30 protein-coding genes are annotated in these 25,332 nt (G+C 72.9%); 17 read left to right on the top strand and 13 right to left on the bottom strand.

Going from position 1 to position 25,332, the window contains the following annotated elements; translation table 11 throughout:
- Nucleotides 1-52 precede the first annotated feature (52 nt).
- A complete protein-coding gene (locus ACIP94_RS19205) occupies nucleotides 53-1,129 on the top strand; it encodes a glycosyltransferase family 9 protein (protein ID WP_402426541.1) in 1,077 nt (358 codons plus the stop codon).
- A gap of 87 nt (nucleotides 1,130-1,216) precedes the next feature.
- On the opposite strand, the gene ACIP94_RS19210 is transcribed toward ACIP94_RS19205, so the two are convergent.
- The 3 genes from ACIP94_RS19210 to ACIP94_RS19220 form a co-directional block, all read right to left on the bottom strand.
- Nucleotides 1,217-2,485, bottom strand: coding sequence for an MFS transporter (locus ACIP94_RS19210; protein ID WP_402426542.1), 1,269 nt, complete (start codon nucleotides 2,483-2,485; stop codon nucleotides 1,217-1,219).
- A 457-nt stretch (nucleotides 2,486-2,942) separates the two neighbouring features.
- Nucleotides 2,943-3,101 carry a hypothetical protein gene (locus ACIP94_RS19215; RefSeq protein ID WP_402426544.1) on the bottom strand — a complete coding sequence of 53 codons (159 nt, stop codon included), beginning with the start codon at nucleotides 3,099-3,101 and terminating at the stop codon, nucleotides 2,943-2,945.
- Between the two features lie 21 nt (nucleotides 3,102-3,122).
- Nucleotides 3,123-3,647, bottom strand: a complete 525-nt coding sequence (locus tag ACIP94_RS19220; protein ID WP_402426546.1) for a hypothetical protein — start codon at nucleotides 3,645-3,647, stop codon at nucleotides 3,123-3,125.
- 246 nt (nucleotides 3,648-3,893) lie between these two features.
- On the opposite strand from ACIP94_RS19220, the gene ACIP94_RS19225 reads away from it, so the two are divergent.
- Together ACIP94_RS19225 and ACIP94_RS19230 are read left to right on the top strand one after the other, a co-directional pair.
- Complete coding sequence (locus ACIP94_RS19225) at nucleotides 3,894-4,457, top strand: hemerythrin domain-containing protein (RefSeq protein ID WP_402426548.1); 564 nt, start codon at nucleotides 3,894-3,896, stop codon at nucleotides 4,455-4,457.
- 106 nt (nucleotides 4,458-4,563) lie between these two features.
- Nucleotides 4,564-4,758 (top strand): DUF2795 domain-containing protein, encoded by a 195-nt coding sequence (locus tag ACIP94_RS19230; RefSeq protein WP_402426550.1) that lies wholly within the window; start codon nucleotides 4,564-4,566, stop codon nucleotides 4,756-4,758.
- A gap of 224 nt (nucleotides 4,759-4,982) precedes the next feature.
- Here ACIP94_RS19230 and ACIP94_RS19235 read toward each other — a convergent pair whose 3' ends face one another.
- Nucleotides 4,983-5,975: a glycosyltransferase family 2 protein gene (locus ACIP94_RS19235; protein WP_402426552.1), complete on the bottom strand. Its 993-nt coding sequence runs from the start codon at nucleotides 5,973-5,975 to the stop codon at nucleotides 4,983-4,985.
- Between the two features lie 31 nt (nucleotides 5,976-6,006).
- Nucleotides 6,007-6,945 carry a glycosyltransferase family 2 protein gene (locus ACIP94_RS19240; RefSeq protein WP_402426554.1) on the bottom strand — a complete coding sequence of 313 codons (939 nt, stop codon included), beginning with the start codon at nucleotides 6,943-6,945 and terminating at the stop codon, nucleotides 6,007-6,009.
- Between the two features lie 370 nt (nucleotides 6,946-7,315).
- On the opposite strand from ACIP94_RS19240, the gene ACIP94_RS19245 reads away from it, so the two are divergent.
- The 5 genes from ACIP94_RS19245 (at nucleotide 7,316) to ACIP94_RS19265 (ending at nucleotide 10,839) form a co-directional block, all read left to right on the top strand.
- Nucleotides 7,316-8,173, top strand: coding sequence for a fructosamine kinase family protein (locus tag ACIP94_RS19245; protein ID WP_402426556.1), 858 nt, complete (start codon nucleotides 7,316-7,318; stop codon nucleotides 8,171-8,173).
- Nucleotides 8,170-8,397 (top strand): hypothetical protein, encoded by a 228-nt coding sequence (locus tag ACIP94_RS19250; RefSeq protein WP_402426558.1) that lies wholly within the window; start codon nucleotides 8,170-8,172, stop codon nucleotides 8,395-8,397. The genes ACIP94_RS19245 and ACIP94_RS19250 overlap by 4 nt, the downstream gene beginning before the upstream one ends.
- A gap of 211 nt (nucleotides 8,398-8,608) precedes the next feature.
- Entirely contained in the window at nucleotides 8,609-10,102 is a 1,494-nt protein-coding gene (locus ACIP94_RS19255) for a multicopper oxidase family protein (protein WP_402426560.1), read from the top strand.
- A gap of 174 nt (nucleotides 10,103-10,276) precedes the next feature.
- The gene (locus ACIP94_RS19260; RefSeq protein WP_402426562.1) at nucleotides 10,277-10,420 is read left to right on the top strand and encodes a hypothetical protein; all 144 of its coding nucleotides are present in this window, start codon (nucleotides 10,277-10,279) and stop codon (nucleotides 10,418-10,420) included.
- Nucleotides 10,421-10,632: 212 nt separating this feature from the next.
- Complete coding sequence (locus ACIP94_RS19265; RefSeq protein WP_402426564.1) at nucleotides 10,633-10,839, top strand: hypothetical protein; 207 nt, start codon at nucleotides 10,633-10,635, stop codon at nucleotides 10,837-10,839.
- Nucleotides 10,840-10,962: 123 nt separating this feature from the next.
- On the opposite strand, the gene ACIP94_RS19270 is transcribed toward ACIP94_RS19265, so the two are convergent.
- The 3 genes from ACIP94_RS19270 to ACIP94_RS19280 all read right to left on the bottom strand — a co-directional run bounded on the left by ACIP94_RS19270 (nucleotide 10,963) and on the right by ACIP94_RS19280 (nucleotide 13,197).
- Complete coding sequence (locus tag ACIP94_RS19270) at nucleotides 10,963-11,217, bottom strand: DUF5133 domain-containing protein (RefSeq protein WP_402426566.1); 255 nt, start codon at nucleotides 11,215-11,217, stop codon at nucleotides 10,963-10,965.
- Between the two features lie 140 nt (nucleotides 11,218-11,357).
- The gene (locus ACIP94_RS19275; protein ID WP_402426568.1) at nucleotides 11,358-11,798 is read right to left on the bottom strand and encodes an Lrp/AsnC family transcriptional regulator; all 441 of its coding nucleotides are present in this window, start codon (nucleotides 11,796-11,798) and stop codon (nucleotides 11,358-11,360) included.
- A gap of 49 nt (nucleotides 11,799-11,847) precedes the next feature.
- Entirely contained in the window at nucleotides 11,848-13,197 is a 1,350-nt protein-coding gene (locus ACIP94_RS19280) for a transaminase (protein ID WP_402426570.1), read from the bottom strand.
- A 281-nt stretch (nucleotides 13,198-13,478) separates the two neighbouring features.
- Between ACIP94_RS19280 and ACIP94_RS19285 the strand changes: the two genes are divergently transcribed.
- Nucleotides 13,479-14,735 (top strand): hypothetical protein, encoded by a 1,257-nt coding sequence (locus ACIP94_RS19285; protein ID WP_402426572.1) that lies wholly within the window; start codon nucleotides 13,479-13,481, stop codon nucleotides 14,733-14,735.
- Nucleotides 14,736-15,021: 286 nt separating this feature from the next.
- The gene (locus tag ACIP94_RS19290; protein WP_402426872.1) at nucleotides 15,022-15,360 is read left to right on the top strand and encodes an anti-sigma factor antagonist; all 339 of its coding nucleotides are present in this window, start codon (nucleotides 15,022-15,024) and stop codon (nucleotides 15,358-15,360) included.
- 278 nt (nucleotides 15,361-15,638) lie between these two features.
- On the opposite strand, the gene ACIP94_RS19295 is transcribed toward ACIP94_RS19290, so the two are convergent.
- Entirely contained in the window at nucleotides 15,639-16,175 is a 537-nt protein-coding gene (locus ACIP94_RS19295) for a MarR family winged helix-turn-helix transcriptional regulator (protein ID WP_402426574.1), read from the bottom strand.
- An 84-nt stretch (nucleotides 16,176-16,259) separates the two neighbouring features.
- Here ACIP94_RS19295 and ACIP94_RS19300 point away from each other — a divergent pair, with 84 nt between their 5' ends.
- The 6 genes from ACIP94_RS19300 (at nucleotide 16,260) to ACIP94_RS19325 (ending at nucleotide 22,284) form a co-directional block, all read left to right on the top strand.
- Nucleotides 16,260-17,426: a PP2C family protein-serine/threonine phosphatase gene (locus ACIP94_RS19300; RefSeq protein ID WP_402426576.1), complete on the top strand. Its 1,167-nt coding sequence runs from the start codon at nucleotides 16,260-16,262 to the stop codon at nucleotides 17,424-17,426.
- Nucleotides 17,427-17,697: 271 nt separating this feature from the next.
- A complete protein-coding gene (locus ACIP94_RS19305) occupies nucleotides 17,698-18,597 on the top strand; it encodes an STAS domain-containing protein (protein WP_402426578.1) in 900 nt (299 codons plus the stop codon).
- A complete protein-coding gene (locus ACIP94_RS19310; RefSeq protein WP_402426580.1) occupies nucleotides 18,594-19,013 on the top strand; it encodes an STAS domain-containing protein in 420 nt (139 codons plus the stop codon). Before ACIP94_RS19305 ends, ACIP94_RS19310 begins: the two co-directional genes overlap by 4 nt.
- Before the next feature lie 47 nt (nucleotides 19,014-19,060).
- Nucleotides 19,061-19,456, top strand: coding sequence for an anti-sigma regulatory factor (locus ACIP94_RS19315; RefSeq protein ID WP_402426875.1), 396 nt, complete (start codon nucleotides 19,061-19,063; stop codon nucleotides 19,454-19,456).
- Nucleotides 19,453-20,517, top strand: a complete 1,065-nt coding sequence (locus ACIP94_RS19320; protein WP_402426582.1) for a SpoIIE family protein phosphatase — start codon at nucleotides 19,453-19,455, stop codon at nucleotides 20,515-20,517. The genes ACIP94_RS19315 and ACIP94_RS19320 overlap by 4 nt, the downstream gene beginning before the upstream one ends.
- Nucleotides 20,518-20,520: 3 nt before the next feature.
- The gene (locus ACIP94_RS19325) at nucleotides 20,521-22,284 is read left to right on the top strand and encodes a PP2C family protein-serine/threonine phosphatase (protein WP_402426584.1); all 1,764 of its coding nucleotides are present in this window, start codon (nucleotides 20,521-20,523) and stop codon (nucleotides 22,282-22,284) included.
- Nucleotides 22,285-22,341: 57 nt separating this feature from the next.
- Here ACIP94_RS19325 and ACIP94_RS19330 read toward each other — a convergent pair whose 3' ends face one another.
- Nucleotides 22,342-22,824 carry a MarR family winged helix-turn-helix transcriptional regulator gene (locus tag ACIP94_RS19330; RefSeq protein ID WP_402426586.1) on the bottom strand — a complete coding sequence of 161 codons (483 nt, stop codon included), beginning with the start codon at nucleotides 22,822-22,824 and terminating at the stop codon, nucleotides 22,342-22,344.
- A gap of 313 nt (nucleotides 22,825-23,137) precedes the next feature.
- Here ACIP94_RS19330 and ACIP94_RS19335 point away from each other — a divergent pair, with 313 nt between their 5' ends.
- Nucleotides 23,138-23,569, top strand: a complete 432-nt coding sequence (locus tag ACIP94_RS19335) for an ATP-binding protein (RefSeq protein WP_402426588.1) — start codon at nucleotides 23,138-23,140, stop codon at nucleotides 23,567-23,569.
- Nucleotides 23,570-23,615: 46 nt separating this feature from the next.
- Here the strand turns inward: ACIP94_RS19335 and ACIP94_RS19340 are convergent, their stop codons facing one another.
- The 3 genes from ACIP94_RS19340 to ACIP94_RS19350 form a co-directional block, all read right to left on the bottom strand.
- Nucleotides 23,616-23,891 (bottom strand): hypothetical protein, encoded by a 276-nt coding sequence (locus ACIP94_RS19340; RefSeq protein ID WP_402426590.1) that lies wholly within the window; start codon nucleotides 23,889-23,891, stop codon nucleotides 23,616-23,618.
- Between the two features lie 166 nt (nucleotides 23,892-24,057).
- Entirely contained in the window at nucleotides 24,058-24,543 is a 486-nt protein-coding gene (locus ACIP94_RS19345) for an ATP-binding protein (protein WP_402426592.1), read from the bottom strand.
- 359 nt (nucleotides 24,544-24,902) lie between these two features.
- Nucleotides 24,903-25,286, bottom strand: coding sequence for an STAS domain-containing protein (locus ACIP94_RS19350; protein ID WP_402426594.1), 384 nt, complete (start codon nucleotides 25,284-25,286; stop codon nucleotides 24,903-24,905).
- Nucleotides 25,287-25,332: the final 46 nt, after the last annotated feature.

Raw genomic sequence — 25,332 nt, forward strand, 5'->3', positions numbered from 1 at the left:
CGGTTCCCCCAGAGCAGAGCAGTCCCGGTTCCCCCGGAGCGGAGAGGCAGCTGTGAACGCAACGGTTCGGCAGGGGACACCGACGCGGCCCGGCCGGCCCCGGGTGCTGGTGCTGCGGGCGCTCGGGCTCGGGGATCTGCTGACCGCGGTGCCCGCCCTGCGGGCGCTGCGCCGGCATCTGCCCCGGCACGAGATCGTGCTCGCCGCACCCGAGCGGCTGTCCGGAACGGTCGCCACGACCGGCCTGGTGGACCGGCTGCTGCCGGCGTCGGCGGCCGGGCGGGCGGTACCTGCCGACCTGGCCTGGACCGGGCCTCCCCCCGATCTCGCCGTGGACCTGCACGGCAACGGGCCGCCGAGCCATCTGCTGCTCCAGCGGCTGCGGCCCGGGCGTCTCCTGGCGTACGCGCACCCGGCGACGCCCGACATCGCCGGTCCCGTATGGCGGGAGGACGAACACGAACGGGAGCGATGGTGCCGGCTGCTGGGCTGGTACGGCATCGGGGCCGACCCGGACGAGCTCGGGATCCCGGCACCCGCGGCCCCCTCCCCCGCGCCGGGAGCCGTCGTGGTGCACCCGGGCGCCGACGCCGCCGCCCGGTGCTGGCCGAAGGAGCGCTTCGCGGCCGTGGCGAGGGAAGTGCGCCGGTGGGGTCACGAGGTCGTCGTGACCGCGGGCGCCGGGGAGGGCCCGCTCGCCCGGTTCGTGGCCGCGGAGGCCGGGCTGCCGGCGTCCGCGGTGCTGGGGGGCGCGGGGGACATTCCGTTCGACCGGCTGGCCGCCCTCGTGGCGGGGGCCCGCTGTGTGGTGGTCGGGGACACCGGGCTCGCGCATCTGGCCACGGCGCTCGGGACCGCGTCGGTGGTGCTGTTCGGCCCGATAGCCCCCCGGTTGTGGGGACCGCCCGCCGGCGCCCGGCACCGGGTGCTGTGGAGCCCGGGGGACGACGCCTCGGCCCGGCCGGGGGACGCGCATGGACGGGTCCCGGACGAACGGCTGCTGAGGATCACCGTGGGCGAGGTCGTGGAGGCGGTCCGCGAGCTGCTGGACACTCGGCAGGGCCCGGTCACCGGCAGCCGACGCGGGACCGGCGCCGCTGTGCAGCGCTCGGGGTCCGCGTCGGGGTAGAGGACGTGCGCGGTGCCGTAGGAGAGCGACCATGCGGCGTGGCGGCCCCGGCTGACGGCCGGAGGCAGGCTGCCCCGCCCGCTGGACTCAGGCGGCCGTGCTCAGTTCCGGCCGCGCCGGGACCTCGCCGGCCTCGGTGCGCAGCAGCACCGTCGGTGCGGTGCGCCGGCCGCGCAGGGCGAAGCCCGCCGCGGTGGCCCCGGCGATGACCAGGCCGCCGCCCACCAGGGCGCCCCGCGCTCCCGCGAGCTCCATCAGCAGGCCGAGCGCGGGCGGACCGCCCAGCCCCCAGGCGGTGCTGATGGTGCCCCACACGCCGAGGACACGTCCGCGCAGATGGGCGGGCGGGTCCGTCTGGAGCACGGTCGTCCCCGCGGTGTCGGAGATGGTCTCCACCACGGCCATGGGAAGCACCAGCACCAGCAGTACGGCCAGCGATGGCGACAGCCCGGCCACGACTTGCAGCAGGCCTCCGGCGGCGGCCAGGGTGCCCACGAGCCGCACCGACGGGCGGCGCAGCCGGGCGCCGAGGACCGCGCCGAGGATGCCGCCCACGGCGAGGACGGTGGACACCGTGCCGAATGCTCCGGCACCGCCCGCGAGCGGCCCGGTCACGAGCACGGCGAGGGTCAGGCCGTAGTTCCGCCCGAAGATCGCGCTGAGCCCGGTGATGCCGGCGAGGGCGACCAGCCGGGGGCGGCGCATGAAGAAGGCCAGGCCCTCGCGCACGGTCATGTCCTGGGCGGGGGCCCGGTTGCCGCGCTGCTCGGGGATCGCGGGCGCGCGGCACTCCGCCTGCCTGCCCGAGCCGGCGACCGGTCGGAGGAACGGGATGACCGACGCCACGAACAGGAAGGACACCCCGTTGGCGGCATAGGCGGCGGCCGTGCCGAAGAACGCGACCGCCACACCGGCGAGCGCGGTACCGGCGAGCCGGCCCGCGCTGTGCACCAGGGACCCCACTCCGATGGCGGAGGGGACGTCCTCGGTGCGCACGAGGTCGTTGCCCAGCAGGGCGCACGCGGGAGCGTCGACGGTGGCGATGAGACCGGTGACGGCAGCCAGCGCGAGCAGCTCCGGCAGGTCGAGCCGGCCGAGAGCCACCAGGGCGGCCGTCGCGAAGGCGACGGTGCCGAGGAGCACCTGGCTGACAGTGGCGGTGAGCTTTCGGTGCCAGCGGTCGACGGCGGCACCGCCCAGCAGGCTGACCAGCAGTGCGGGGGCGGCCTGCACGGAGATCGACAGCCCGGTGGCGGCGGCGGACCCGGTGATCTTCAGGACCAGCAGGTTCTGCACGGTGAGCTGCATCCAGGTGCCGGCGTTCGACACGAAGTTCGCCAGGGACCACCAGCGCATGCTGCGGTACCGCAGGGACCGCCATGGCGAGGCGGACGCGGTGGGCGGCGGGGCGGAAGAGGACGGAACGGAGGCAGGGCGGGCCGAAGCGGCGGAGGAGGAAGGGAAAGGCACAGTGATGACTCGGAAACGCTCCCGTAGACGAATCGGCGGGAGCTCGGGTAACCGGGCTGCGCTGCGCGGTGGCTCCACCGGATCTTGCGGCGTGCGTACTCGCCCGGGACCCGTCGGGGGCCCCGCGAGGACGACTACTTCATCGTGGGGAACGGACCGCCGGGTCGTCCACTGTGGGGCCTCGGCCAGGGCGGCGGGACAGCGGCAAGTCCCCGACGGAATCAGGGACTTGCCGCTGCTTGTGCACTTGCTCACAAGGCCCGGCCGACTTGCCGCGCCTTGTGTTCCTGCCGTTCCTCCCGGACCGGCGTGTGGGGTGCCTCACACAGATGCCGCGCGCCCCTCAGTCCCGGACGTCGCCCCCGGAGGAAGCGACGTCCTCGTCGGCCTCGTCGTCCTCGCCCTCGGCCTGCGAGGGGGTGGTGCGCGGCGGCTGGTCGGGGTCGCCGATCTCGTCCGGGAACCGCTCGCCTTCCGCCTGCGAAGGTGTGCTCTCGCTCATCCGTGCCTCCTCCGGTACGTGTCAGGTGGCCAGGAACGTTTCCTCTGCCTGCCGCAGACGCAGGTCCTCCAGCGTTCGTAGCTGCCCCTGTGCCCGTTCGATCAGGTGGTCCAGTTGCTCCGGGTTCAGACGCCGGTCACTCTCCGCGACCCGGCACAGCGTCCGCCACGCGGCGGCCTTCCCCTCGACCCCGAGGCGGAGCAGCTCCAGTTCGACCAGTGTGGTGAGCGGGGAGCGGCCGACGAGACGCCCGTTGCTCTTCAGGCGGCCCGCCAGCTCGAACGCACCCCCCGCCAGGATTTTGTAGCTGCGCGCCGGAATCCCGAGCCTGCTCATCAGCGCGAGCAGGACCTCGCGGTCCTCCTCGATCTCGGCCGCGATCGCCTCGAGCGTCACCCCGTAGGGAGAGCCGCGCAGCGACCGGGCCAGGCGCGCCGCACGGCGGGTCCCTATGGTCGAGCCCGCCAGATGGTCGTTGAGGTAGATGCCGAGCAGGCGCGACCTGATCCGGCCCGCCTGGCGCGCGGCACTCCGTATGTCGCTCATCCCGTCTCACCCCTTTCCGGCGCCGTGTCCACAAGTGGCTACGGGCCCGACGAGTACCCGCGCCCCCTGCGCCCCACCCACCCGGCGCGCTTTCGCCGGCCCCGCGCCGTGCCGGTACGCGGCAGATCGGCCATACGGACGCCTTGCCCGCGAGAACCCGTTAGACGGAGGCCGGCCGGGGCACCCGGCGTGCCGGGACGGCCCGCTCTCGGGGGCCATCGTCGTATCGCAGTGGAGGTGCGCATCGTGGGACACGGAGGAAACGTCATCGACGAGCTGGTGACCGACCACCGGGAGGTGGAGGAGCTGTTCGGCCGTATCGAGGCTCTGTCGCCCGGGGACAAGGACCGGAAGGTCTACGCGGACCAGGCCACCATGGAACTCGTCCGCCACTCGGTGGCCGAGGAGGCCTACCTCTACCCCGCCGTACGCGAGTACGTGGCCGACGGGGACGCCATCGCCGACAAGGAGATCGAGGACCACTCCAAGGCCGAGCGGATCATGAAGGACTTGGAGAGCCACGAGGCCGACGATCCCGAATTCGACCGGCTCATCGGCATGCTCATGGCCGAGATCCGCTCGCATGTGGCCGACGAGGAGGAGAACCTCTTCCCCCGGCTGCGGGCGGCGGCGTCCGCGGAGGCACTGGACGATCTGGGCGAGAAGGTCAGGCGGGCCAAGAAGACGGCGCCGACCCGTCCGCATCCGTCCGCCCCCGACACCCCGCCGGCCAACAAGCTGCTCGCGCCCGGGGCCGGACTCGTCGACCGGATCCGCGACGCGCTCACGGGCCGCGGACACAAGGACTGACCCCTTCCGCATCGTCCCGGCGGGGCGCGGGTACTCGGCGTGTCCCGGCGCTCCTGCGGGCGCCGGTCGAACCGTAGGACAACCATCTCACCGCCAGGGAGGAGCCATGGCGGCTGTCAGCCCCACCGAACTGCAGAAGGCACTGTCGGGCGCGGACTACCCGGCCGACACCCAGCAGCTCACCAAGGTCGCCCAGAACAACCATGCACCCAAGGAGATCACCGAGCGCATCTCCCACCTCGGCAAGAAGAAATTCCAGAATCCCGCCGAGGTGAGCAAGGCCATCTTCGAGAACGAGTGACCCGGGGCACGGGGAGCGGCGGCCGGGACCGGGTTCCGGCCGCCGCGCCGTGAGCGCATCCCCGCCCGCCCTCACGTACGGCCGTGACCGCATCCACGCCCGCCCTCACGTACGGCCCTGACCGCATCCCCGCCCACGCTCCCTGGGACGGACTGCGTCCACGCACCGCTCCCCCGGACGCACGGCGTCCACCCACCGCTCCCCCGGACGGACCGCCGACGCGCTCAGCCGATGTACCGGCGGGCCGGGGAGTGGCGTCGCGCCCGCTCCAGGGCCGCCAGCCGGGCCTCGAGGCCGGGCGGTACCGGGTCACGCTGCCGGAGCACCCACGGCAGCCCCGCCAGCGCCCGCCGGAACGCGCGTACCGACGCCCGGTCCCGGGGCACGGTGCGCGCCAGGTACCAGGTACGGCGCGCCGCCGACGGCCAGGGCCGGCGCAGCCAGGTGAACCAGAGCGTGTTGCGCAGGCCGAGGACGCGTCGTTCGGTGCTGTCCCGGACCGGGGACGCCGCATGATGGATCGTCAGTTCTGGTACGTAGCTCAGCCAGTGGCCTCGGCGCAGGAGATCCGTCGCGAGGAGTTCCTCCTCGCCGCCCAGCCACAACCCGGGATGGAAGCCGGCCACGGACCGGAAGGCACTGGTGCGCATCACCGTGGCGGCGGCGAGGAACGAGCCCAGGGCGGGGCCGGGAAGCCAGTCGGGACCGGCGAGGGGTGAGTCCCGGAGTTCCGCGACGACGGGGTCCTCCTCCCCCGACGGCTCGACCACGATGCGAGCCGTCACGGCGGCGAGCGTCGGGTGGGCGTCGAGGAGGTCCGCCGCCCGCCGCAGCGAGCCCGGCTCCCACCAGGTGTCGTCGTCGCAGAACGCCACATAGGGCGTCCGCACCCACCGCACCGCGAGGTTGCGGCCGACCGCCCCCAGATTCCGCCCGGGCCGCAGCAGCCGCACCTCGGGAAACTGGCGGGCGACGGCCTCCGGGGTGCCGTCGCCCGACCCGTTGTCCGTCACGACGACCTCGGGACGCTCCGGGAGCTCCCGCAACGTGCGCAGCGTACGGAGGAGTTCGGGGCGGCGGTCGCGGGTGATCACCACGACGGTCGTCCGGGGGTCGGCGCGGCCGTCACCGTCTCCGGCCACGGATCCCCGCGCGCGGCCGGCGGGGCCGCCGCCGCGGACGGAGGCCGTGTGCCGGTGAGGGACGTCTTCGCTCATGTCCGCTCCGCCTGTCTCCGTTCCTCGGCGGTCAGGGGTCCGGCCGGTCCAGCAGACGGGCCGCGTGCTCGATGTCTGCGGGCAACGGTTCGCGGTCCTCGAGGGCCGCGGGAAGCCGGGCGAGGGCTCCGCACAGGGCCGCCCCGGCGCCGCGCTCGCCGCGGACCGCCGCCGCGGCCAGGCCGGCGGTGTGGCGGAGAGCCACTGCCATGGGTCGCCGCAGCCAGGCGGTGAGCACCGCGTTGCGCCGCTGGACGGCCGAGCGGCCGGGCCGCCCGCCGCGCGCGGGGTGGTGATGGGCCGTCACCGTGGGCACATGGGTGACACCCCAGCCACGGGCCGCCAGATCGTAGGCGAGCAGCGTCTCCTCGCCGCCGAAGAACAGCACGCGATGATAGCCGCCGGCTTCGAGGAAGGCCCCGCGGCGGACCACCGCCGCGCAGGCGAGAAAGCCCAGCACGGGGCGGCCGGGCAGGTCGGCGGCGAGCGCCAGCGGAGAGTTCGCGAGGACGGAGTTCAGCGGGTCCTCGACGCCGCCCGGGCCGACCAGGGTGCGGGCCGCCAGCAGACCCAGTCTCGGATACGTGTCGAAGAGGTCCGCGGCGGTCTCCAGCGCGCCCGGGGCCCACCAGGAGTCGTCGTCGCTGAAGGCCACGTACGGGGTGGTGGCGCACCGCACCGCGAGATTGCGGCCGAGGGCGCCCATGTTGCGCCCGGTGGCCAGGACGCGTGCCCCCACAGGGTGGTCGCGCACCGCCGCCACGGTCGCGTCGTGGGAACCGTTGTCCACGACGATGACCGCGGGCCGCTCGGGCAGCGCTGCCAGCCGGTCCAGGGTGCGCAGGACGCTCTGGCGGCGATTGCGGGTGATGATCGCGACGGTGACGCGGCCAGAGCCGCCACGTGCGGGAACGCCTCGGGCGCCGGGCCCGGACAGGGGCTCCTGCGGCAGGGATGGTGCTGTGGGCATGGCCGGCGTCATCGGCGTCATGAGCGCGATGTTCCTTCCGCACGGAGGATTCCTGCATACGGCGCCGGCGCAGGGGACCCGCGCCCAGCCCTGCCCCGAGGGGCACCGAGAGCCCCTGCGGGACTTCCGGCCGCCGCTCCCCTTGCGACAGCGGGCCGAGTGCCCCGCCGGGTCCCTTTCATGCTCTGACGACCGCCCCGCGGGTGCCAGGCGGGCCGATGGTCCGGTCCCGGCCGTCTCGCCATCGGGACGGCCGGCGCCCTTGGCCCACACGGGCCGGACCGGGGCGTACGGTGGCGTCCGGGACCGCTGCCCCATGGCTCTCCAGCGGTGTTCCACTCGGCCGGAAGGACCCGGAAGGAGACATGGCGTGCTGAGCGCGGAGGGTGCCGCCGCGGCCCGCTTCACCGGGCGCCCGGTGACCGGTGAACGCCCGGTGTCCGGGTCGCTCACCGAGGTCACCCTGGACGCAGGGCGGGTCGTGATGGTCAAGCGGGGCGACGACCCCGACGCGCTGCGGGCCGAGGCGGCGGGGCTGCGCTGGCTCGCGGACGCCGGTGCGGTCCGTGTCCCTGCCGTGCACGGCCACGACCGGCACCGGCTGGTGACGGACCGCGTTCAGCCCGGCCGGCCCAGCGCCCGCGCGGCGATTCGCTTCGGCCGCGACCTCGCCGCACTGCACCGCGCCGGGGCGCCCGCGTTCGGCGCGCCGCCGCCCGGCGGCCCCGAGAACGCGACCATCGGTCTGGCGCCGCTGCGCAATGTTCCAGGTGCGGACTGGCCGACCTGGTACGCCGAGCACCGGGTGCTGCCCTACCTGCGGAGTGCCGTCGACGCCGGCACACTGCGCCCGGCCGAGGCGGCGGTGGTCGAGGACGTCTGCGAGCGACTGCCCGCGCTGGCCGGCCCCGCCGAGCCGCCGGCGCGACTGCACGGCGACCTGTGGAACGGCAATGTGCTGTGGGGCGCCGACGGACAGGTCTGGCTGATCGACCCGGCGGCGCACGGCGGCCATCGCGAGACCGACCTGGCGATGCTCCACCTCTTCGGATGCCCTCGTCTCGGCGAGATCCTGGAGGGCTACGAACAGGCGGCACCGCCGGCCGACGGCTGGGCGGACCGCATCGCGCTGCACCAGCTGTTCCCGCTGCTGGTGCACACGGTCCTGTTCGGCCGGGGCTACGGCGAACAGGCACTCACGGCGGCACGGGCGGCGCTGAGCCGGTGACCGGGCCGTGCCCTCAGCGGTCCTCGGCCCGGGTGGCCCGCCCGCCGGTCGCCGGCCCGTCGGCGGGCACGTATGTGACGCCGGAGTTCTACGGCACCCGGCCCGAGGTGCCCGCCCTGATGCCGGGGATCCGCCGCGACCCCTCTATGGCGGAGCCCGGAGGGGCCGCGGCAGCGGGGCTCACCCGCCTCGCGCCGGCCGCCCTGGTCGACGTCGTGTCCTGACGCGTCAGGGTCCACCCCGGGGACGGTGCACGAGCCCCGCGGCCGAACCGCCTACTGCTGCTGTTTGAGTGGATGCCGCCACCGTCCGCGCGTCGGCGGTGCGGACCAGGGCACGCTCTTGCCTACGCTCCGGCTGACGGGCCGTCGACGCCCGACGGCACTTCGGGCCGGGCGTCACCCGCGCGGCCACACGGCTCTTCTGGGGAGAGATGTGTTCGGGCCCATTACTCGTTCTCCGCTGATCCGGTCGGTGGTCGGCCTGGCCCTCGCCTCGGTCTGGCTCGCCGGCTGCACGGGCGGGTCCCCGACCGGGCCGATCGACGGACCGCACGAGCCCGCGGGGCAGGACGGCCCCGCGGCCGCCGGCCTGGGCCCACGGCTGCAGGACCCTCCGGAACTGGTCAGCCACGACGGTCTTCTGAAGGTCAACCTCGTCGTGGAACGGCGCAGGGTCCAGGTCGGTGACCGCCGGCTGTACGCCACCACCTACAACGGCGCGTATATGCCACCCACGCTGCGCGTGCGGCCCGGCGACCGCATCGACCTCACCCTGACGAACAACATCGACGAGGACACCAATCTGCACACGCACGGCCTTCATGTCTCACCGCGGGCCCCCTCGGACGACATCTTTCTCGCCATCAAGTACCGGCAGGCGTACCACTACTCGTACCAGATCCCGCACAACCAGCCGGTCGGCACCTACTGGTACCACTCCCACACCGACACGCTGTCCGCCCCGCAGGTCGCCGGCGGTGAGTCGGGCATCCTCATCGTCGACAGCCTTCAGGAGTACCTGCCGGCGTCACTGCGCGGCATCACCGAGCACACGATCGCGCTCAAGGACTTCCAGGTCCAGGGCGACTCGATCAAGACCCGCCCCCTGAGCATCGGCGCGCCCACCCAGCGCACCGTCAACGGCCAGCAGACTCCGGTGATCACCCTCCGGCCGGGCGAGACACAGCTGTGGCGACTGGCCAACATCGGCGCCAACATCTACTACCGGCTCCATCTCCCGGGCACCCGCTTCCATGTGATCGCCCAGGACGGCATTCCCGTGCGCAAGGTCTACGCCCAGGACACGCTGCTCATCTCGGCGGGCGCCCGCTTCGACGTCCTCGTCCAGGCCGGCGGTTCCGGCACCGCCCGGCTTGAGACCCTCCCCTACGACAGCGGGCCCGCCGGGAACAGGTTCCCCCGGGCCGACCTCGCGACCGTCGTCACCAGCGGCACGCCCATGACACCGGCCACCCTCCCGACCGACTTCGTCCCGCACGAGGACCTGACCCGCGCGCAGATCGCGGCCCGCAAGACCATCGTCTACACGGAGAACAAGGCGGGCACGAAGTTCTTCATCAACGGCCGGGCGTTCGATCCCCGCCGGACCGACTTCACCTCCACCCTGGGCACGGTCGAGGAGTGGACGGTCCGGAACGACGCGGACGAGGCCCACAGCTTCCATCTCCACACCAACGACTTCCAGCTGATGAGCGTCAACGGTAAGGCCCAGCCGCCCTCCCGGGCCTGGTACGACACCGTGAACGTGCCCCCGCGCGGGGTCGCCGTCCTGCGCGTCCACTTCACCGACTTCATCGGCAGGACAGTGCTGCACTGCCACATCCTCAACCACGAGGACAAGGGAATGATGTCCGTGCTAGACATCGTCCGGCCCCGCGCCCCGAGCCCCAAGCCCAGTGCCCGGTGAACCTCGCCGGACCCGCGCCGGTGCGTCAGGGCAGCAGCGGCCGCTTCCCCACGATCCGGTTGACGCGGTTGCGCGGTCCGACGATACTCACGGCGCAGGAGCGGAGGTCGTCGCCCGCATGCCCAGCCCGCCCGGTAGTCGGCGTACACCAGCGTCTCCCCGGCGTGGAGCGGCATGTCGGCGACGAAGGTGTCGGCGTGCGAGGCCGCCTTGGTGCGGATGGCGCGTAGCGTCTCGGCGTCCGCGGCCGGCACCGAGCACCCCGCACAGGGCGGCTCGGCGGCCCGTGCGGACGGCCCGGGGAACGCCGAACCGTAGTCGAGGGACGCGGCCTCTCCGGTCACTGGCCGCATACCATTCCTGACTTTCCGTCTGTCATGGCCGGGGTGCCGGGATCCGTCGCCGCCCGTGGCACGCCCCTCGGGATGCGCGCGGCGTCATCTCGATGAAAGGTGAGGGAAGAGGTGGTGTCCTGCCCTCGGGACGACCGCGGGTGCCACCACTGCGGATCGACTCGCATAGGAGACACCATGCCGACGTCAGAGCCTGACGCGTCACGTCGTCCGTCCGATGACCGTGCCACGCCGGACGAGCTGCTGCACGCAGTTCCGGCGGAGACCTCACCGGAGGATCTGGTCCTCGCCTCGGGCAGGGACATCACCCCCAGCACGCTCGCGTGGGCGGAGCGGAAGCTCGCGTCCGAGGGGCAGGCCGCGTTCGACAAGCTGCTGCCCTGATGATCCCGGTCCAAAGTCACCGCACCGAAGACACGGGCGCTCACATGCGGTGACTCCGGACCGGCCACGGCCACGGGCGCGAGCCGAGGCCCGGGCCGAGCCGCGGCACACCCGGCGAGGCGGTCAGACGGCCACCGGCAGACCACTCTCCCCGTCCGCCTGCCTCGGGGTCTCGTGCCCGGCGCCCGCGACGAGCAGCGCGTCCGCGACCTCCACTGCCTCCTGCACCGTGCGTGTGCCCATCATGACGCACAGCGTGTAGCTGACGTCCTCCAGTTCTCGTGTCCCTTCGGGCGTGTCCCTCTCGGCGAGCGCGATCCGCAGGGACGCGTACCGGGTCAGCAGTCCTCTGACCACCTTCGGATCCGGAACGAGCACAGCGAGGCCCTCTCTCTCGATTTTCCAGCCGTGTGCCCCGCTACGCGCAGAACATGCACAACTCCCCTCACGCGGGAGTTTTTTGGCACGTTCGCCACGCCCCGATGCGAGTGGGGCCGGGAGAAACCGCGAGAGATCCTCTATCCCACGTTCCACAGGAAGCGGTGGGTGTGGATGCCGAAGTAGGGGAAGGCCTGCACGCGTTCGACGCCGTCCGCCACCCGGACCACATCGCCCACGAAGTCGAGCAGTTCACGCGGTCCGGCGCAGACGACCTCCACGAACAGATCGAAGCCGCCCGACGTCAGAACCGAGTAGACCACCTCCGGGTGGGCGGCCAACTCGTCGGCGACGGCCCGCGGGTCGCCGTCCACCGTGACGCCGAGCAGGGCCATCGCCTGGCCGCCCATCCGCATCGGATCGGTGACCCCGACGACCTGGACGACCCTGGTGTCCAGGAGCCGTTGCAACCGCTGGCGGGCCGCCGAGGCGGAGAGGCCGACCCGGGGGCCGAGGTCGGCGTACGCGATACGGCCGTCGGTCTGCAGCTCACGCAGAATGGCCCGGTCGATCTCGTCCACGCTCTTCCTTCCAGGCGGTCGCAGCCGCGGCCCAGCCTACCGATGCCGGTCAGCCGACCAGCTCGGCCAGGGCGGTGTCGAACAGCCCGGTGTGGGTGTCGACGTCCTCCTCGGTCGTCGCGGGGCACATCAGCGCCATGTTGTGGAACGGGGTGAGCAACACGCCCCGGTTGGCCAGATAGAGATGGAGGTAGTCCTCCAGCTCGGGGTCGGAGACGGCCGCCGAGTCGGTGCCGGTGCGCGGAGCGGGGTCGGCGAAGCGGTACTCGGTACGGGCGCCGAGCCGGCTGGCCGACCACGGCAGCTCCCACCGTTCGATGCAGGACCGCACGCCGTCCTCGAACCGCTGGGACAGCTTCGCCATCCCGGCGAACGCCTCGTCGGTGAGGACGTGTTCGAGGGTCGCCCGGGTCGCGGCCACCGAGAGCGCGTTGCCCGCGAGGGTGCCGCCGACCCCGCCCATGTCGACGAGGTCCAGGTCCTCCCGGCCCAGCAGGCGCTCCGCCAGCTCGGCCGAGAGTCCGTAGGCACCTGCCGGGATGCCGCCGCCGATCGCCTTGCCGATGGTGAGCAGATCCGGCTCCAGGCCCCAGGCCGCGGTGCAGCCGCCAGGACCCGCGGAGAAGGTGTGCGTCTCGTCGTTGATCAGCAGGGTGCCCGTGCGACGGGTCAGCTCCCGCACGCCCGCGAGATATCCGGGCGCGGGCAGGACGATGCCGATGTTGGTGAGGGCGGGCTCCATGAGGACCGCCGCCACGTCGCCGTGTGCGAGTTCGCCCTCGAGCTGGTCGAGATCGTTGAACTCGGCGACCCGGCTGGTCAGGGTGACGTCGCAGGGCGCGCCCACGTTGCCGGGCCGGGCCATGCCGCGCCCGTCCGGTCCCACGACGATCAGCGACTCGTCGACGCTGCCGTGATAGCTGTAGCTGTTCACGAGGATCTTCGGGCGGCCCGTGACCGCCCGCGCGAGCCGGATCGCCCAGCGGTTGGCGTCGGTCGCGGTCAGCGAGAAGCTCCATCGGGCGAGCCCGAAGCGCCGGGTGAGTTCCGCGCCGACCCACTCGGCGTCCTCCGTGGGCAGCATCGCCGTGGCACCGCCGAGTTCGGCGAACCGCCGGTGCACGGCCGTCGCGACCGCGTCCGGGGAGTGACCGGCCATCGCGCCGGTGTCGCCGAGGCAGAAGTCGATGTAGTCGTGGCCGTCGATGTCCGTGACCCGGGCGCCGCGTGCGGTGGCGAGATAGCGCGGGAAGGCGCCCGCGGTCTTGTTCATCCAGGTCATCGGGACCCGGCCGAAGAGATGGTCGGCGCGTTCATGTGCGGCCCGCGAACGCGGGTTGCGCCGTTCGGCCTCGCCGCTCTCGCGGGCGAGGAGCTGACGCAGACGGGCGCGGTCCATGGCGTACCCCTACGGTCGGCGACACGTGATGGCCAGGACTCTACGACTGAAAAGAGCGTTCATTCAAGGTTTCACCGCTGATTCCACTGCCGCGACAATCGATTCATGCGTCCCAGGGCGCCGGCAGAAACGATGCGGCGATGCGGTGCGGCACCGTCCCCGAAGGGGGCATACGGTGGAAGAAGCGATCATGCCCCCGACTCCCCCTCCGTCCCCGGCCCAGCGACGGGCGCGACCACCCTGGGAACCGCGCCCGTCCCGATTCCTCACAGAGTGACCTCATGGCAAAGTCCCCCTCCGCCCCCGCCACGGCTCCCGACACCGTGTGGCCGGCGCGCGGGCGCCACCTCGGCCCGGACGCCGAGGACACCGTCCGGCACCGGCTGCGGGAACTGAAGGACAGGGCCGTCATCCAGGACCACCTCGAATTCGAGGGCTCCCGTGACGGCGTGCCCCATCGCGCCTTCGAGGCCCGTTGGCTCGTGGCCGACGACGTCGTCGTGCGGGCCCGCCTGGACATCGGGGCGCCTCACGAGAATGACGGCACGCAGGAGTGGACGCTGATCGCGGAGGCCGACCGAAGCTGGGACCTCGACTGGCCTTCACCCGCCACCATGTTCTGGCCGGAGGACGCCGACGCCCCCTGGGACCACGACGCGGTCGGGGGCCGGCGCTTCCGGGAGATCAACCCGCTGCCCGCGGAGGACCGGGCGCTGCGGCGCCTGCTGAGGGACTGCGCACGCCACTCCTGGGGCATCCATGTGATCGTCCACGAGGCGATGACACCGGACGAGCGCGGGCTGCGTCCCCTCGCGCCGCTGCTGCCGCCCGGCCTGCGGCACCGGATCGTGGAGCACCGGGCCGCGCCCGAGCAGTTCCAGGTGGTCAACTGGGCACTGTACGACCTCGGGGCGCGGGTGCCTCGCGGAGGCGCCGTGGTGCTGCCCTCGGCGCCGGCCGCCCCCGGCGTCGGCGACGACGGCTTCGCCGTGCGCACCGTGTTCCTGGACGGTTCCGAACCGGTGGAGCTCATCGAGACGGTGTGCCGCTACGCCCGGGAGCCCCGGCCGCTGCCCGAGGGTGCCGAGGAGGCTCTGTCCGATCTGCGCGCCCAGTGGCATCTGACGACCCTCGAAGAGGAACTGGCCGCCGCGCGGCTTCAACTCGCCGCCTACGCCGAGGCCCTGGACGCCATGACCAAGTCGCGCGACCTGTACCGGGAGGCGGCCGAACTGGCCCATGAGGCGCTGGCGGCCTACCGGGACTCGGGCGCCGCGCTGCCCGCACCGCGACAGGAGACGCCCAAGCGGGAGGGTTTCTCCCTGCGCACCCTGACGAAGTCCCTGGAACGGGTCCGGGACGGCGCCAAGCTGCTCCGGCCGCCGGGCGCCGGGGGACCTCACCCCGCGGACCCGGACGGGGAGGAGAGCACCGCGCCCGGGCCCGCGACCCCGGACGGGGACGCCTCCGAGCCCGGCGACGAGGGGACCCTGAGCCCTTCACCCGCACAGCCGTCCGACGGACGGACACGAAAGTAGCCGCAGCGGCGGTCGCGCCCAAGGGGCGCGTCCCTTGCTCTCCGGTGCGCCGCACCCTCGTGGAGGCACATCCGCAATCCGCTGGTGTGGAGACTTGTCTGCGGGGTACGCGGTGCCGGACTCGCCGCCGGTGCACCGCTCCGGCGGCGAGATGTTGATCACTTCCGGAGCGCGGTCCGCGGTGCATCCGCTGTCCGCCTCCCGGGTAGGCGAATCCCCGCACGCCGTACGTATGGGAGGACACACAGTGTCGGCAGAACAGACCCCCCTGTCCATCGAAGTGACGATGCCCCGAGAGGATGTCGCGCTGGTCACCGTGCAGGGATTCCTGGACGTCGACACCGCGACGGAGTTGCATCACCACCTCGCCAACCAGACCCACCACGGTCGTCACCATCTGCTGCTCGACCTCTCCTCGGTGCCGTTCATGGACTCGTCCGGCATCAACATCATTCTCAAGGCCTACAAGGAGACCCGGCAGATCGGCGGCTCGGTCGGCCTCATCAATCCGGCCCCGGCCGTTCAGCGGATCCTCGATCTGACGGGGGTGAGTCTGACGGTCCCCTCCTACGGGAGTGCGGACGAGGCGCTCGACGAGATGGGCGACACCTTGAGCCGTCCGTAGCGAAGGTCGCCGCGGCGGGGCGCGGAGGCGTCCCGGGCCGGGCCCCCACGGCGGGCGCCCCGGCTCCAGTGAGCCCCCGCAGGGGTGAACGCCCATGCAGGGGGCCTTGCCGGGCCCAATACTTGCCGTTTGACAACTGTAGCCATCAGGCAACAAAGTTGGGGCATCAAAAGCATGGAAGGAACAGGGATGTTGCGGTGGGCGGAGTCGGCTGCGCGCGCCGACCGACCGCGGCACGCACCCGGCATATGCGCGGAGCGCGTCTGCCCGCCCGCGGCTCAGGCCGTACGGGCGTCGGTTCCCTCGTCCTCGTGGAGCCGCGCCGCCGCAGCAGCGCAGAAAGCATCCAGGCCCTGCAGGAGCGCCGTCCGCTTGGCCACCGGCATCTGGGACAGGACGGACTCCAGCGCGCGCTCACGGCGCTCGCGCAACTCGGCCAGGAACGACCTGCCCCGAGGGCTCAGGTACAGGCGCAGCTCGCGCCGGCTGGTCGAGCTGGCGGCGCGCTCCACGTATCCGACGGCCTGGAGGCGGTCGCACAACCGGCTCGTCGACGGCGGGGTCGACCCGAGCGCGTCGGCGAGTGTGCGCAGATTGATGCCCTCGTTGTGCTCGAGTATGAAGAGCACCCGCAGCTGGGAGGCCGAGACGGGGGCCGTCGAGGCGCGTCCCCACAGGACTTCCAGCAACTCCGCCGCCTCTGAGGTCACACGCGCCACTTCGCTGGGCTCGGGACGCGGGCTGGAGGAGGTCACTGTCTCATTCTCCCAGGCTTCTCGAATCCTGTCGGCCTGTCGGGGCGACAGCTCACGCATAACGATAGATACGGGCACGGACGCGGAGCCCGTCAGGGCATGGGTCCGGAATCGTACTAGTGGAAGAATGGCGTATCCGACATCGTGAACAGATTCGTCGCAGCCGAGAGGGCGCTCCGGAACGCGGCTCCCCACCGGTTGGTGGAGGCGCTCCGGGAAGTATTGCGCAGCCAGTACGCGGCCGAGTCCGTCGAACTCCTGATGGCCGACTACGGGCTCACCGTTCTGCAGCCCGTCTCCGCACTGCTCCCCGTCGCCGACTCCGTGGCGATGCACGGCACCACGGCGGGCCGGTCCTTCGGTGCCCAGGACCCCATCGTCGAGGAGACCGGCGCCCTGTCCCGCCTTCATCTGCCGGTGACGGTACGCGGTGACCGGCTCGGCGTCCTGACGGTCGCGCTGCCGTCCGAGACGGCCGCCGAGGTCCTTCCCGAACTCGTGGACATCGCCGGGGTCCTCGGCCACGAGATGATCGTGGCCGATCGGGACACGGATGTGTATGTGCGGGCCAGACGCCGCGACCGGCTGACGCTCGCCGCCGAGATGCAGTGGCAGCTCCTGCCGGGCCGCTCGTGCACCCGGCCGGAGTACGCGCTCGGGGCCCAGCTGGAGCCCGCCTACGCGATCTTCGGCGACAACTTCGACTGGTCCGCCGGGCCGGACCGGCTGATGCTCTACATCACCAACGGCATGGGGGAGGGCATCGAGGCGTCGCTGCTGACCAACCTCGGCATCAACGCGCTGCGCAACGCCCGGCGCGCCGGGATCCCCATCGAGGACCAGGCCGCCCTCGCCGACCAGGCCGTCTACGCCCACTACCGGGGCGCCTGCCATCTGGCGGTGCTCCTGCTCGACTTCGAGCTGTCGACCGGCCGGGTGAAGGTCGTGGACGCCGGCTCCCCGCAGATGCTGCGGATGCGGGGGCGGACCGTGGAAGCGATCGGCTTCGAGGCGCAGCTGCCCCTCGGCATGTTCGAGGAGACCGACTACGTCGCGCAGGAGATCGACGTGGAACCGGGTGACCGGCTCGTCTTCGTCAGCGACGGCGTCTACGGCGTCGTCGGGGCGGCGGGCGAGACCTACGGAGACAAGGCGCTGGCGAAGGCGATCGCGGCGACGCGGCTGCTCCCGGCCGCCGAGGTGCCCGGCGCCGTCCTGAGAGAGCTGTCGGACCACCGCGGCGAGCCCACCGCGGAGGACGACGCGCTCGTGGTGTGCCTCGACTGGTTCGGGCGGCAGCAGGACTCCTGAGGGGGCGGCCGGCCATGGCGGTCGCGCGCCCCGTGGGAAGCGTCACACACCGCCTCGGTGCCCCGCCTCCGCCGGCGCCTCCGCCCGGGCGCCGAAGCCCCGGATACGGACAGCAGTTGGCCGGGTCCCCCCTTCGTTGGACGATCTTCCGGGAGGCCACGGGTGCCGGGTGCGATCTCCCATGATTACAGTTGTCGCGCGACAATGAACCGCGCTCTTCGAGGAGGCTCCCTGGCAGCCGGGGGAGCAGACGCACAAAGGAGACAGGGACGTGACGGACCAGGAGTGGGCAACGGATCGAGAAGCGTCGGCACGAGTCGTCGGGGACTTCCTGCAGCGCCGCAGGGAGCAGATCTCCCAGCGCTGGGCCGACGAGACTCTCTTCCGGACGGTCTTCACGGTCTCCCGCGACGAGGCCGTGGAAGCCGCCGGCGCCCTCGTGGAGGCGCTCGCCGTGGTGGCCGCCACCGGGCGGATAGAAGACGTCCGGGCTCCGGGCTTCTCCGGGGTGCGCGAACAGCTCGCCCGCATGGCTGCCTCGCGCGCGAGGGCCGGCTCCGCCCCCGACCACATCGCCGAGGAGGTGGCCGCGCTGCGCCCCTCGGTCAGCGAGCTGCTGGCCGCCGATCTGGCCGAGGCGGACGGGGAGGCGACCGGTTCGCACCTGGTGACGCTCACCGTCCTGCTCGGCACGCTGCGCCTGGTCGTCATGGAGACGGCCCTCAGTGCCGGCGAGGACATCATCGAGCGGCAGCGCCTGCAACTGCTCGAAGTGGCCACCCCCGTGATCAAGCTGTGGGACGGCATCGTCGCCGTCCCACTGATCGGCACTCTGGACAGCGCCCGCAGCCAGGTCGTCATGGAGAGCCTGCTGGATGCCGTCGTCGCCCAGCAGGCGCGGTTCGCCATCCTGGACATCACCGGGGTGCCGACCGTCGACTCCCTGGTGGCTCAGCACCTGATGAAGACGGTCGCCGCGGCTCGTCTCATGGGGGCGGAGTGCATCGTCTCCGGCATCCGGCCGGCGATCGCCCAGACCATCGTGCACCTGGGCATCGACCTCGGTTCGGTCGTCACTCGCGCGACCCTCGCCGACGCCCTGGCGTACGCCCTCCACCAGCTGGGTGCCGTGATCGTCGACCGGTCGTCCACCGGCGGGGGCGCGCGGTGACCGGTGATTTCGGGCCCCTGGACGGCACGCAGATCCCCGTACTCAGGCTCGGTCACGTCCTGCTCGTCTCACTTCAGGGCGAACTGCACGACAAGGCGGCCGAACAGCTTCAGCAGGACATCGCGGCGGCCATCACCCGCAGCCCGGTGAACGGGGTCGTCCTCGACATCTCCGGGGTTGAGATCGTCGACTCCTTCCTGGGCCGTGTGTTCGCCGAGATCGCCGCGAGCGCCCGCCTGCTCGCCGCGGAGACCGTCGTCGCGGGCATGCGCCCCGCGGTCGCCATCACCCTGGTGGAACTCGGCCTCACCCTTCCGGGCCTGCGCACCGCGCTCGACACCGACGAGGCCCTGCGGATGCTGACCCGGGCGTCCGCCCCCCTGTCCCCCGTCCCAGGCCGCCGGGAGAACGCGTGACGGAGACATCGGGCCGCCTCGCCGCATGCCTGCCCATCCGCTCGGACATGGATCTGGCGTGGGTACGACAGCATGTGCGGCAGACGGCTGCCGAGATCGGATTCGGTCTGGTGGAACAGACCAAACTGATCACCGCGGCCAGCGAGCTCGCGCGCAACACACTCATCCACGGCGGCGGCGGACAGGTGGAGTCCGTCGTCCTGGACCATGGCCGGGCCCGCGGCCTGCGGCTGACCTTCACCGACGAGGGACCGGGCATCGCCGACGTGGAGCAGGCGCTCACCGACGGCTACACCTCGGGCGGCGGGCTGGGCCTGGGGCTCGGCGGAGCCCGGCGGCTGGTCCACGAGTTCTCGATCGACACACGGCCCGGCGGCGGCACCACCGTCACCGTGGTGTGCTGGACGGCCGGACCGCCACGCCCGCGCGAGGAGGCGCGATGACCCGCGTCTGGGATGTGCCCGTGCACGACACGACCCGGCTCCGGGACGTCCGGGTGGCGGCCGAGGAGGCCTGCGGCCACGCCGGGCTCGGTGCGGACCGGGAGGCGGCCGCCGTGCTCGTCGCCACGGAACTCGCCACCAACCTGCTCAAGCACGCGGGCGGCGGCCAGATACTGCTGGAGACGACGGCCGCGCCCGACGGTGCCGACGCGGGCGGCGACCGGGCCGCGCTCCAGATCGTGACGATCGACCACGGCCCCGGCATCCCGGACCTGTCGGCCGCCCTGCGCGACGGCTTCTCGACCACGCGCTCGCTCGGTGCCGGACTCGGCACCTGCCGGCGGCTGGCCGACGACTTCGACCTGCACAGCTCGCCCGGGCGCGGCACCGTGGCCCTGGTCCGGATTCGCCCCTCGACCGGGCGCCGCGGCAGTGAGCGCAGCCGGCCCGCACCGGCGCCGGTGCGGGCCGGCGGGATCAACATCCCCCTCGTCGAGGGTCATTCGGGTGATGCCTGGGCCTGCGTACGGTCCGGTGAGCGCCTCACGCTGCTGCTCGCCGACGGGCTGGGGCACGGCCCGCACGCGGCCGAGGCCTCCGACGCCGCCGTCCGGCAACTGCGGCTGAACCCCCGGCTGACGCCTCCGGAGCTGCTCGCGGCGCTGCACACCGCGCTGCGCGACACCCGGGGTGCCGCCGTCGCGGTCGCCCAACTCGACCTCGCCGGGCGGCATCTGGAGTTCTCCGGCATCGGCAACATCGGCGCCCGGCTCCGCTCCGGCGACGGCTGGCAGCCACTGGTGTCGCATCCGGGCATAGTGGGCGCCCACCGTCCCGCGCACATCCCCCGCCACCGGCTGCCCTGGAACCCCGACTCCCTTCTCATCCTGCACAGCGACGGCCTGCCCAGCCGATGGTCGCTGCGCCCCGAGGTGCCCGCCGCGACCCTGGACCCGGGGGTGACGGCCGCCCTGATCGTGCGCGACTCCAGCAGTTCGGCCCGGCCCGTCCGGGACGACACCACGGTGGCCGTGCTGTCCCCCCACACCGCCGAATCGTGAACCATGACCCACACCTGGCAGATCACCACCGTCGTCGACGCCGCCCGGGCCCGGATCGCCATCGCCCGGCTCGCGGCCGAGCACGGCGTCCCCGTCCTCGCCCGCACCCGTCTGGTCACCGCGCTCACCACACAGTTGCGCCAGTGCCTCACCAAGGGAGGTGCCTGGCGGCTGACCCTCAAGACCATCCCTCCGTCCCCGCGCGGGGACCAGTCGCGGCTGTGGATCACGCTCTGCCCCCATTCGGGCGACGGCTCCGACGCCGACCTCACCTGGCAGGCCTCGGCCCCCGCCTCGGAGCGGGCGGGCGACGCCGGCTCGGCGGTGGTCCACACCCGTCCGGCGGCCCTCGCCGAGGCGCTGTTGAGCGCCGACGACGACACGGCACGAGTGCTCGAGGCCCTCACCGAGCAGGAGGCACTGGTCGCCTTCCACCGTGAGGAGCTGCACCAGACGAACCAGGGCGTCCTCGCCCTGCACGCGGAACTGGACGCCGCGGGGCGGGCCCAGCAGGAGTTGTTCGCCGCCGAGCGGGCCGCCCGCACCGAGGCGGAGGAGGCGCGCCGGCGGCTGACGTTCCTCGCCGACGCCAGCGCCGCGCTCACAGCCTCCCTCAACCACGGGGAGATCGTGCGGCTGCTCCCCGAACTGCTGATCCCGACCTACGCGCGCAGCGCCGACGTATGGCTGCTCGGCGACGAGGAGGAGGCGCGCGGACACGCTCCCCGTCCCGCCGCCGCCGTCGTCGCCGCCCGCACCGGACGTCCGCAGTACGCGGCCGCCCAGCCCGGCGGTCTGCCCGGCGTGGACGACCGGCCGCCGTCCGCCCTGCACCCCACCCGGCCCCTGCTGTGCGTTCCCCTGTCGGCCCGGCGGACGGCCCTGGGCGTGCTGATCCTCACGCCGCCGGGCGACCGGTGGGACCCGGACGACGCCGTGATGCTCATCGAGCTGGCCCGCCGGGCCGGCATCGCGATCGACAACGCCCAGCGCTTCGAGCACAGCCGGGACATCGCCGAGACACTCCAGCGGGCGCTGCTCACCGATCTGCCCACCACCCCGGGGCTGCGGCTGGCCGCCCGCTACCTTCCGGCGACCCACGGCCTCAACGTCGGCGGTGACTGGTACGACGCCTTCCGCCAGCCCGACGGAAGCCTTATCGCGGTCGTCGGCGACGTCACCGGCCACGGGCTGCACGCGGCGGTGATGATGAGCCAGCTGCGCACCGCCCTGCGCGCCTACGCCGTGGACGGGGGGACCCCGGGTCAACTGCTCACCCGGCTGCACCTGTTCCTGCACCATCTTCAGCCGGATCTGTACGCCACGGCGGTCATCGCCCGGTTCCGCCCCGGCGAGCCGTTCCTGACCTGGGCGGCGGCGGGACATCCGCCCCCGGTGCTGCGCACGCCCGAAGGCCGGGTCCACACCCTCGACGACAAGCCGGGAGCCATGCTGGGCATTCCGCTGCGGCAGGCCATCGAGGACCACACCGTCCCGCTGCCGGCCGGGTCGACCCTCGCCCTGTACACGGACGGCCTGGTGGAGCGGCGGGCGCAGGGGATCGACCCGGGCATCCAGCGGCTCACCGAGGCCCTGTCCGCCCTCGCTCTGCCGGATCTGGCCGGCGATCTGGAGGGCGCCGCCGACCGGGTCCTCGACCCGATGCTGCGGGACTCGGAAGGCGATGACGACGTGTGCCTGCTGCTGTGCCACTTCGACAGCGGGCAGGGGACTCCGGCGGTCGCCTCGCCGTCCCTGCGGCGGTGAGGGCGCCGCTCGGCAACCGGAGCGGCGCGCCGGGAGAAGCCCGCGTCCTGCGTGGGGCTACGCCTCGCCGTCCGGCTGTGCCGCTCGGGCCGCGCGGAAGGCGTGCAGCCCGTGTTCCAGCGCGGCGCGCTGCGCGGGGGTCATCGCGGCCAGCACATCCGCCAGACTCGCGGACCGCCGCTCGGCGACCTCGGTGAGCGCCCTCCGTCCATGGGCGGTGACTCTCAGCTGAAGTTCGCGTCTGTTGCGGGGATGGTTCACCCGTTCCAGCAGTCCGGCTGCCTCCAGCCGGTCGCAGAGTCTGCTGGCGGCGGGCAGGGCGATGCCGAGCGTCTCGGCGAGCGCCGTGAGATTGAGCTCCCGCTGCCGTACGGCGGTCAGCGCCTTCAGCTGATGGCTGGACAGCCGTGGAGTGACCGCCTCGGCCGCCCCGGTCCACAGTGTCACCAGGCTCTCCACCGCATCCGCGACCTGCCGGGCCAGCACCCGGGGACCGCCCCTTGCCTCTTCCGCCTCCGTCACCTCACGGTCATCTCCCACCGCGCTTCTCTTGACCGCCGCGCCGTCCGCTCCCCGAGGTGCACACGAACGGTTCGTCCTTCACTTCAGCCGATATGGTCGGCCCGATCGGCGCCCGTACCCAGAGCGGCGCCGGATACGCCGTCGGACCCCGTCATCTTCACAAGATCACTGCAGGACGCACCGTACCGGGCCCATCAGTGTGACCGGGGCGTGAGTGCCGTGATACCGGATGCGTAGCTCTCGGCGTTCTGGCAACCGTGTTAAGGGGGGCCGGGCGACAGCTCGATGTACCACGACAACCGGCCGACGCGACGGCCGGGGGAAGGACGGTATGGCAACCGAGCCGCGTGGGGACAAGGCCTGGCCGTTCGAGGCGGTCGAGAACCTCGTTGCCGACTTCAAGGGCGACCTGCACGACGTGACGGACGCGCGTCTGGCAGCGGAGGGGTTTCTGCGCCGGCTGGCGCGGGCTTCGCCTCCGGCCAGTCCGGAGCACTGGAACGACGTCTTGCTGGTGGTCGACGAACTGGCGGCCAACGCCGTCCAGTACGCCCCGGGCCATTTCGCCCTGCGGATGCGTCCGACGTACGACGGCATCCATGTGACGCTGCACGACTCCAGCACGACCCCGCCCACTCCGCGGCCCTTCCGTCCGGGGCGCCCGGGCGGTATCGGCTGGCATCTCGTGCACACGCTGTGCGAGCAGGTGAGTGTGGTCATCCAGCCGGAGGGCAAGGATGTGCACGTCTTTCTCCCGTGGTAGGGCAGTTTCTCCCGGTAGGGCGGGTGCGCGGGGCACGCCGCGCCCGTCAGGCGGCCCGGCGCGGCGTCCCGGGACCGGCCGGCCTCGTGGGACGCCTGCCGCCCGGCGCGATCGGGCCGGTCCGCGGCCGGACCGCGGGCTCCGCCTCAGCGCCCGGCACTGTGGGTGACGACGGATCGGGCACGGCGCGCAGCCGGCGGCCGCCGGACGCGGCGGGAGCCTCCTCGGCATCCCCCGGGCCCAGCATGCGTTCCTCGTACCGTCCAAGGGCCAGCAGCAGACAGAGCATGGACGCGGGTATGAGCAGGGATACGGCGATCATGCGGGTTCCCTTCACGGGTGTCCCGTTCCGCATTACCGCACTTGGCCCGGGGAAACACGGGGACCGGGCGAACCGGGGCCTCGGCCGCACCGACCCACCCGGACAGGGCCCTCATCGGCCGGGTCCAACCGGGGCCTCGGCCGCACGGATCCACCGGGCAGGGCCCTCATGGGCCGGGCTCGGGTCTGGCGCGCAAGGGTACGACCACGCTCACGGACTTGCCGCCATGCGCACACTGCTCGATGACGATCTCGTGGGCGAGCCTGATGATCAACGGCCACCCGTACCCGCCGCCGTCGTGTCCGACAGGAAGCGCTCCGGAGCCGAAGGCGACGGTGGGGATGTGGGGGCTGCGGTCGTGCACGGTGAGCCGGATCCCGTCCCGGGCCGGTGTCGCCTCGAAGGCCACGACACCGCCGCCGTGACGGTTCGCGTTGGACACCAGCTCCGAGGTGACCAGCAGCAGATCGGTGACGGCCTGCTCGGCGGGCGGACGGCCCGAACTGCCCCAGTGGCCTCGGACGACCGCCAGGACCTGCGCGCGGGCCGAGGCGGCGGTCATCATCTCCCTGGCGGCCGGGTTCCCATCGTCCCGGGCCGGCGGCTCGGCCGGGTTCCCACCGTCCCGGGCCGGCGGCTCGGCCGGTCTCATCGCCCGCTCGGACAGAGGGACGTCGAGGGCAGGACCCCGCCCACGGGCGGGACCGGCGGGCATGGCGCGGAGACCGGCTGGCGCGGGGCACGGAAGCGGACACCGCCCGTACCGCCGGAGAGGCCCCGCCGGGGACGACGGCGGGCTTCCCGACAGGCACGAGGCGGTGACGTGGCGTGATCTCGTACGTTCATCACCCCTCCCTCTACCCGGCATCGCACAGGCCATGGGTCCCCGGCCCACGCCGGGGTCCGCAGCCGGCGCTCGGCCCGTTCCGGGTTCGGCGGCGCGGCCTTCACCTCCACCTCGGCGCAGGCCGACGTGCTTCGCAGTCCCCGGCTGGCGACGGCCCCTCGGCGTCAGCCCGCCCCGGGCTGCTCCCTGGCGCGGCTGTCCTCGAACGGAGCGGTGAGGTGTTCGAGGGAGCCCGTGATCTCCAGGAGCCGCTGGAGTGCGGGGGGACGGTGGTCGAGCCGGAGGTCGATGGCCGCCGCGTCCGTCCGCCGGCGGATCATCAGCAGGGCGGACAGCCCCATGGAGTCGACGTCTCCGAGCCCCGCGAAGTCGAGGTGCAGCGCGGTCAGCGGGGGGCCGGCCAGGGGCCACCGGGCCAGCTGACCGTCGACGGTGCTCACCAGGTCGTCGCACGTCTCGTAGTCGAGATCCCCGGCGATGCGAACGACGATCGCGGTCCGCTCGGTCTCGACCGTGAGCGTGAGGGAGGGTGTGTGGGAGGTCGTCATCTGGGCTTTCCGGGGCCGGGGACGTTCGGTGCTGCTGGGCGGGCCA

Source organism: Streptomyces sp. NPDC093261, from assembly GCF_044753645.1.
In the GTDB taxonomy this organism is placed as follows: Bacteria; Actinomycetota; Actinomycetes; order Streptomycetales; family Streptomycetaceae; genus Streptomyces.

Coding starts and splice junctions, on each gene's coding strand:
- ACIP94_RS19210 (WP_402426542.1), bottom strand. CDS start 2,485: ATGCGCTGGTGGTCCCTGGCGAACTTCGTGTCGAACGCCGGCACCTGG.
- ACIP94_RS19230 (WP_402426550.1), top strand. CDS start 4,564: ATGGCGGCTGTCAGCCCCACCGAACTGCAGAAGGCACTGTCGGGCGCG.
- ACIP94_RS19335 (WP_402426588.1), top strand. CDS start 23,138: ATGGCAACCGAGCCGCGTGGGGACAAGGCCTGGCCGTTCGAGGCGGTC.
- ACIP94_RS19235 (WP_402426552.1), bottom strand. CDS start 5,975: ATGAGCGAAGACGTCCCTCACCGGCACACGGCCTCCGTCCGCGGCGGC.
- ACIP94_RS19220 (WP_402426546.1), bottom strand. CDS start 3,647: ATGAGCGACATACGGAGTGCCGCGCGCCAGGCGGGCCGGATCAGGTCG.
- ACIP94_RS19315 (WP_402426875.1), top strand. CDS start 19,061: ATGGATCTGGCGTGGGTACGACAGCATGTGCGGCAGACGGCTGCCGAG.
- ACIP94_RS19340 (WP_402426590.1), bottom strand. CDS start 23,891: ATGATCGCCGTATCCCTGCTCATACCCGCGTCCATGCTCTGTCTGCTG.
- ACIP94_RS19215 (WP_402426544.1), bottom strand. CDS start 3,101: ATGAGCGAGAGCACACCTTCGCAGGCGGAAGGCGAGCGGTTCCCGGAC.
- ACIP94_RS19290 (WP_402426872.1), top strand. CDS start 15,022: ATGCCCCGAGAGGATGTCGCGCTGGTCACCGTGCAGGGATTCCTGGAC.
- ACIP94_RS19280 (WP_402426570.1), bottom strand. CDS start 13,197: ATGGACCGCGCCCGTCTGCGTCAGCTCCTCGCCCGCGAGAGCGGCGAG.
- ACIP94_RS19350 (WP_402426594.1), bottom strand. CDS start 25,286: ATGACGACCTCCCACACACCCTCCCTCACGCTCACGGTCGAGACCGAG.
- ACIP94_RS19345 (WP_402426592.1), bottom strand. CDS start 24,543: ATGAGACCGGCCGAGCCGCCGGCCCGGGACGGTGGGAACCCGGCCGAG.
- ACIP94_RS19295 (WP_402426574.1), bottom strand. CDS start 16,175: ATGCGTGAGCTGTCGCCCCGACAGGCCGACAGGATTCGAGAAGCCTGG.
- ACIP94_RS19260 (WP_402426562.1), top strand. CDS start 10,277: ATGTCGGCGACGAAGGTGTCGGCGTGCGAGGCCGCCTTGGTGCGGATG.
- ACIP94_RS19320 (WP_402426582.1), top strand. CDS start 19,453: ATGACCCGCGTCTGGGATGTGCCCGTGCACGACACGACCCGGCTCCGG.
- ACIP94_RS19240 (WP_402426554.1), bottom strand. CDS start 6,945: ATGCCCACAGCACCATCCCTGCCGCAGGAGCCCCTGTCCGGGCCCGGC.
- ACIP94_RS19285 (WP_402426572.1), top strand. CDS start 13,479: ATGGCAAAGTCCCCCTCCGCCCCCGCCACGGCTCCCGACACCGTGTGG.
- ACIP94_RS19325 (WP_402426584.1), top strand. CDS start 20,521: ATGACCCACACCTGGCAGATCACCACCGTCGTCGACGCCGCCCGGGCC.
- ACIP94_RS19265 (WP_402426564.1), top strand. CDS start 10,633: ATGCCGACGTCAGAGCCTGACGCGTCACGTCGTCCGTCCGATGACCGT.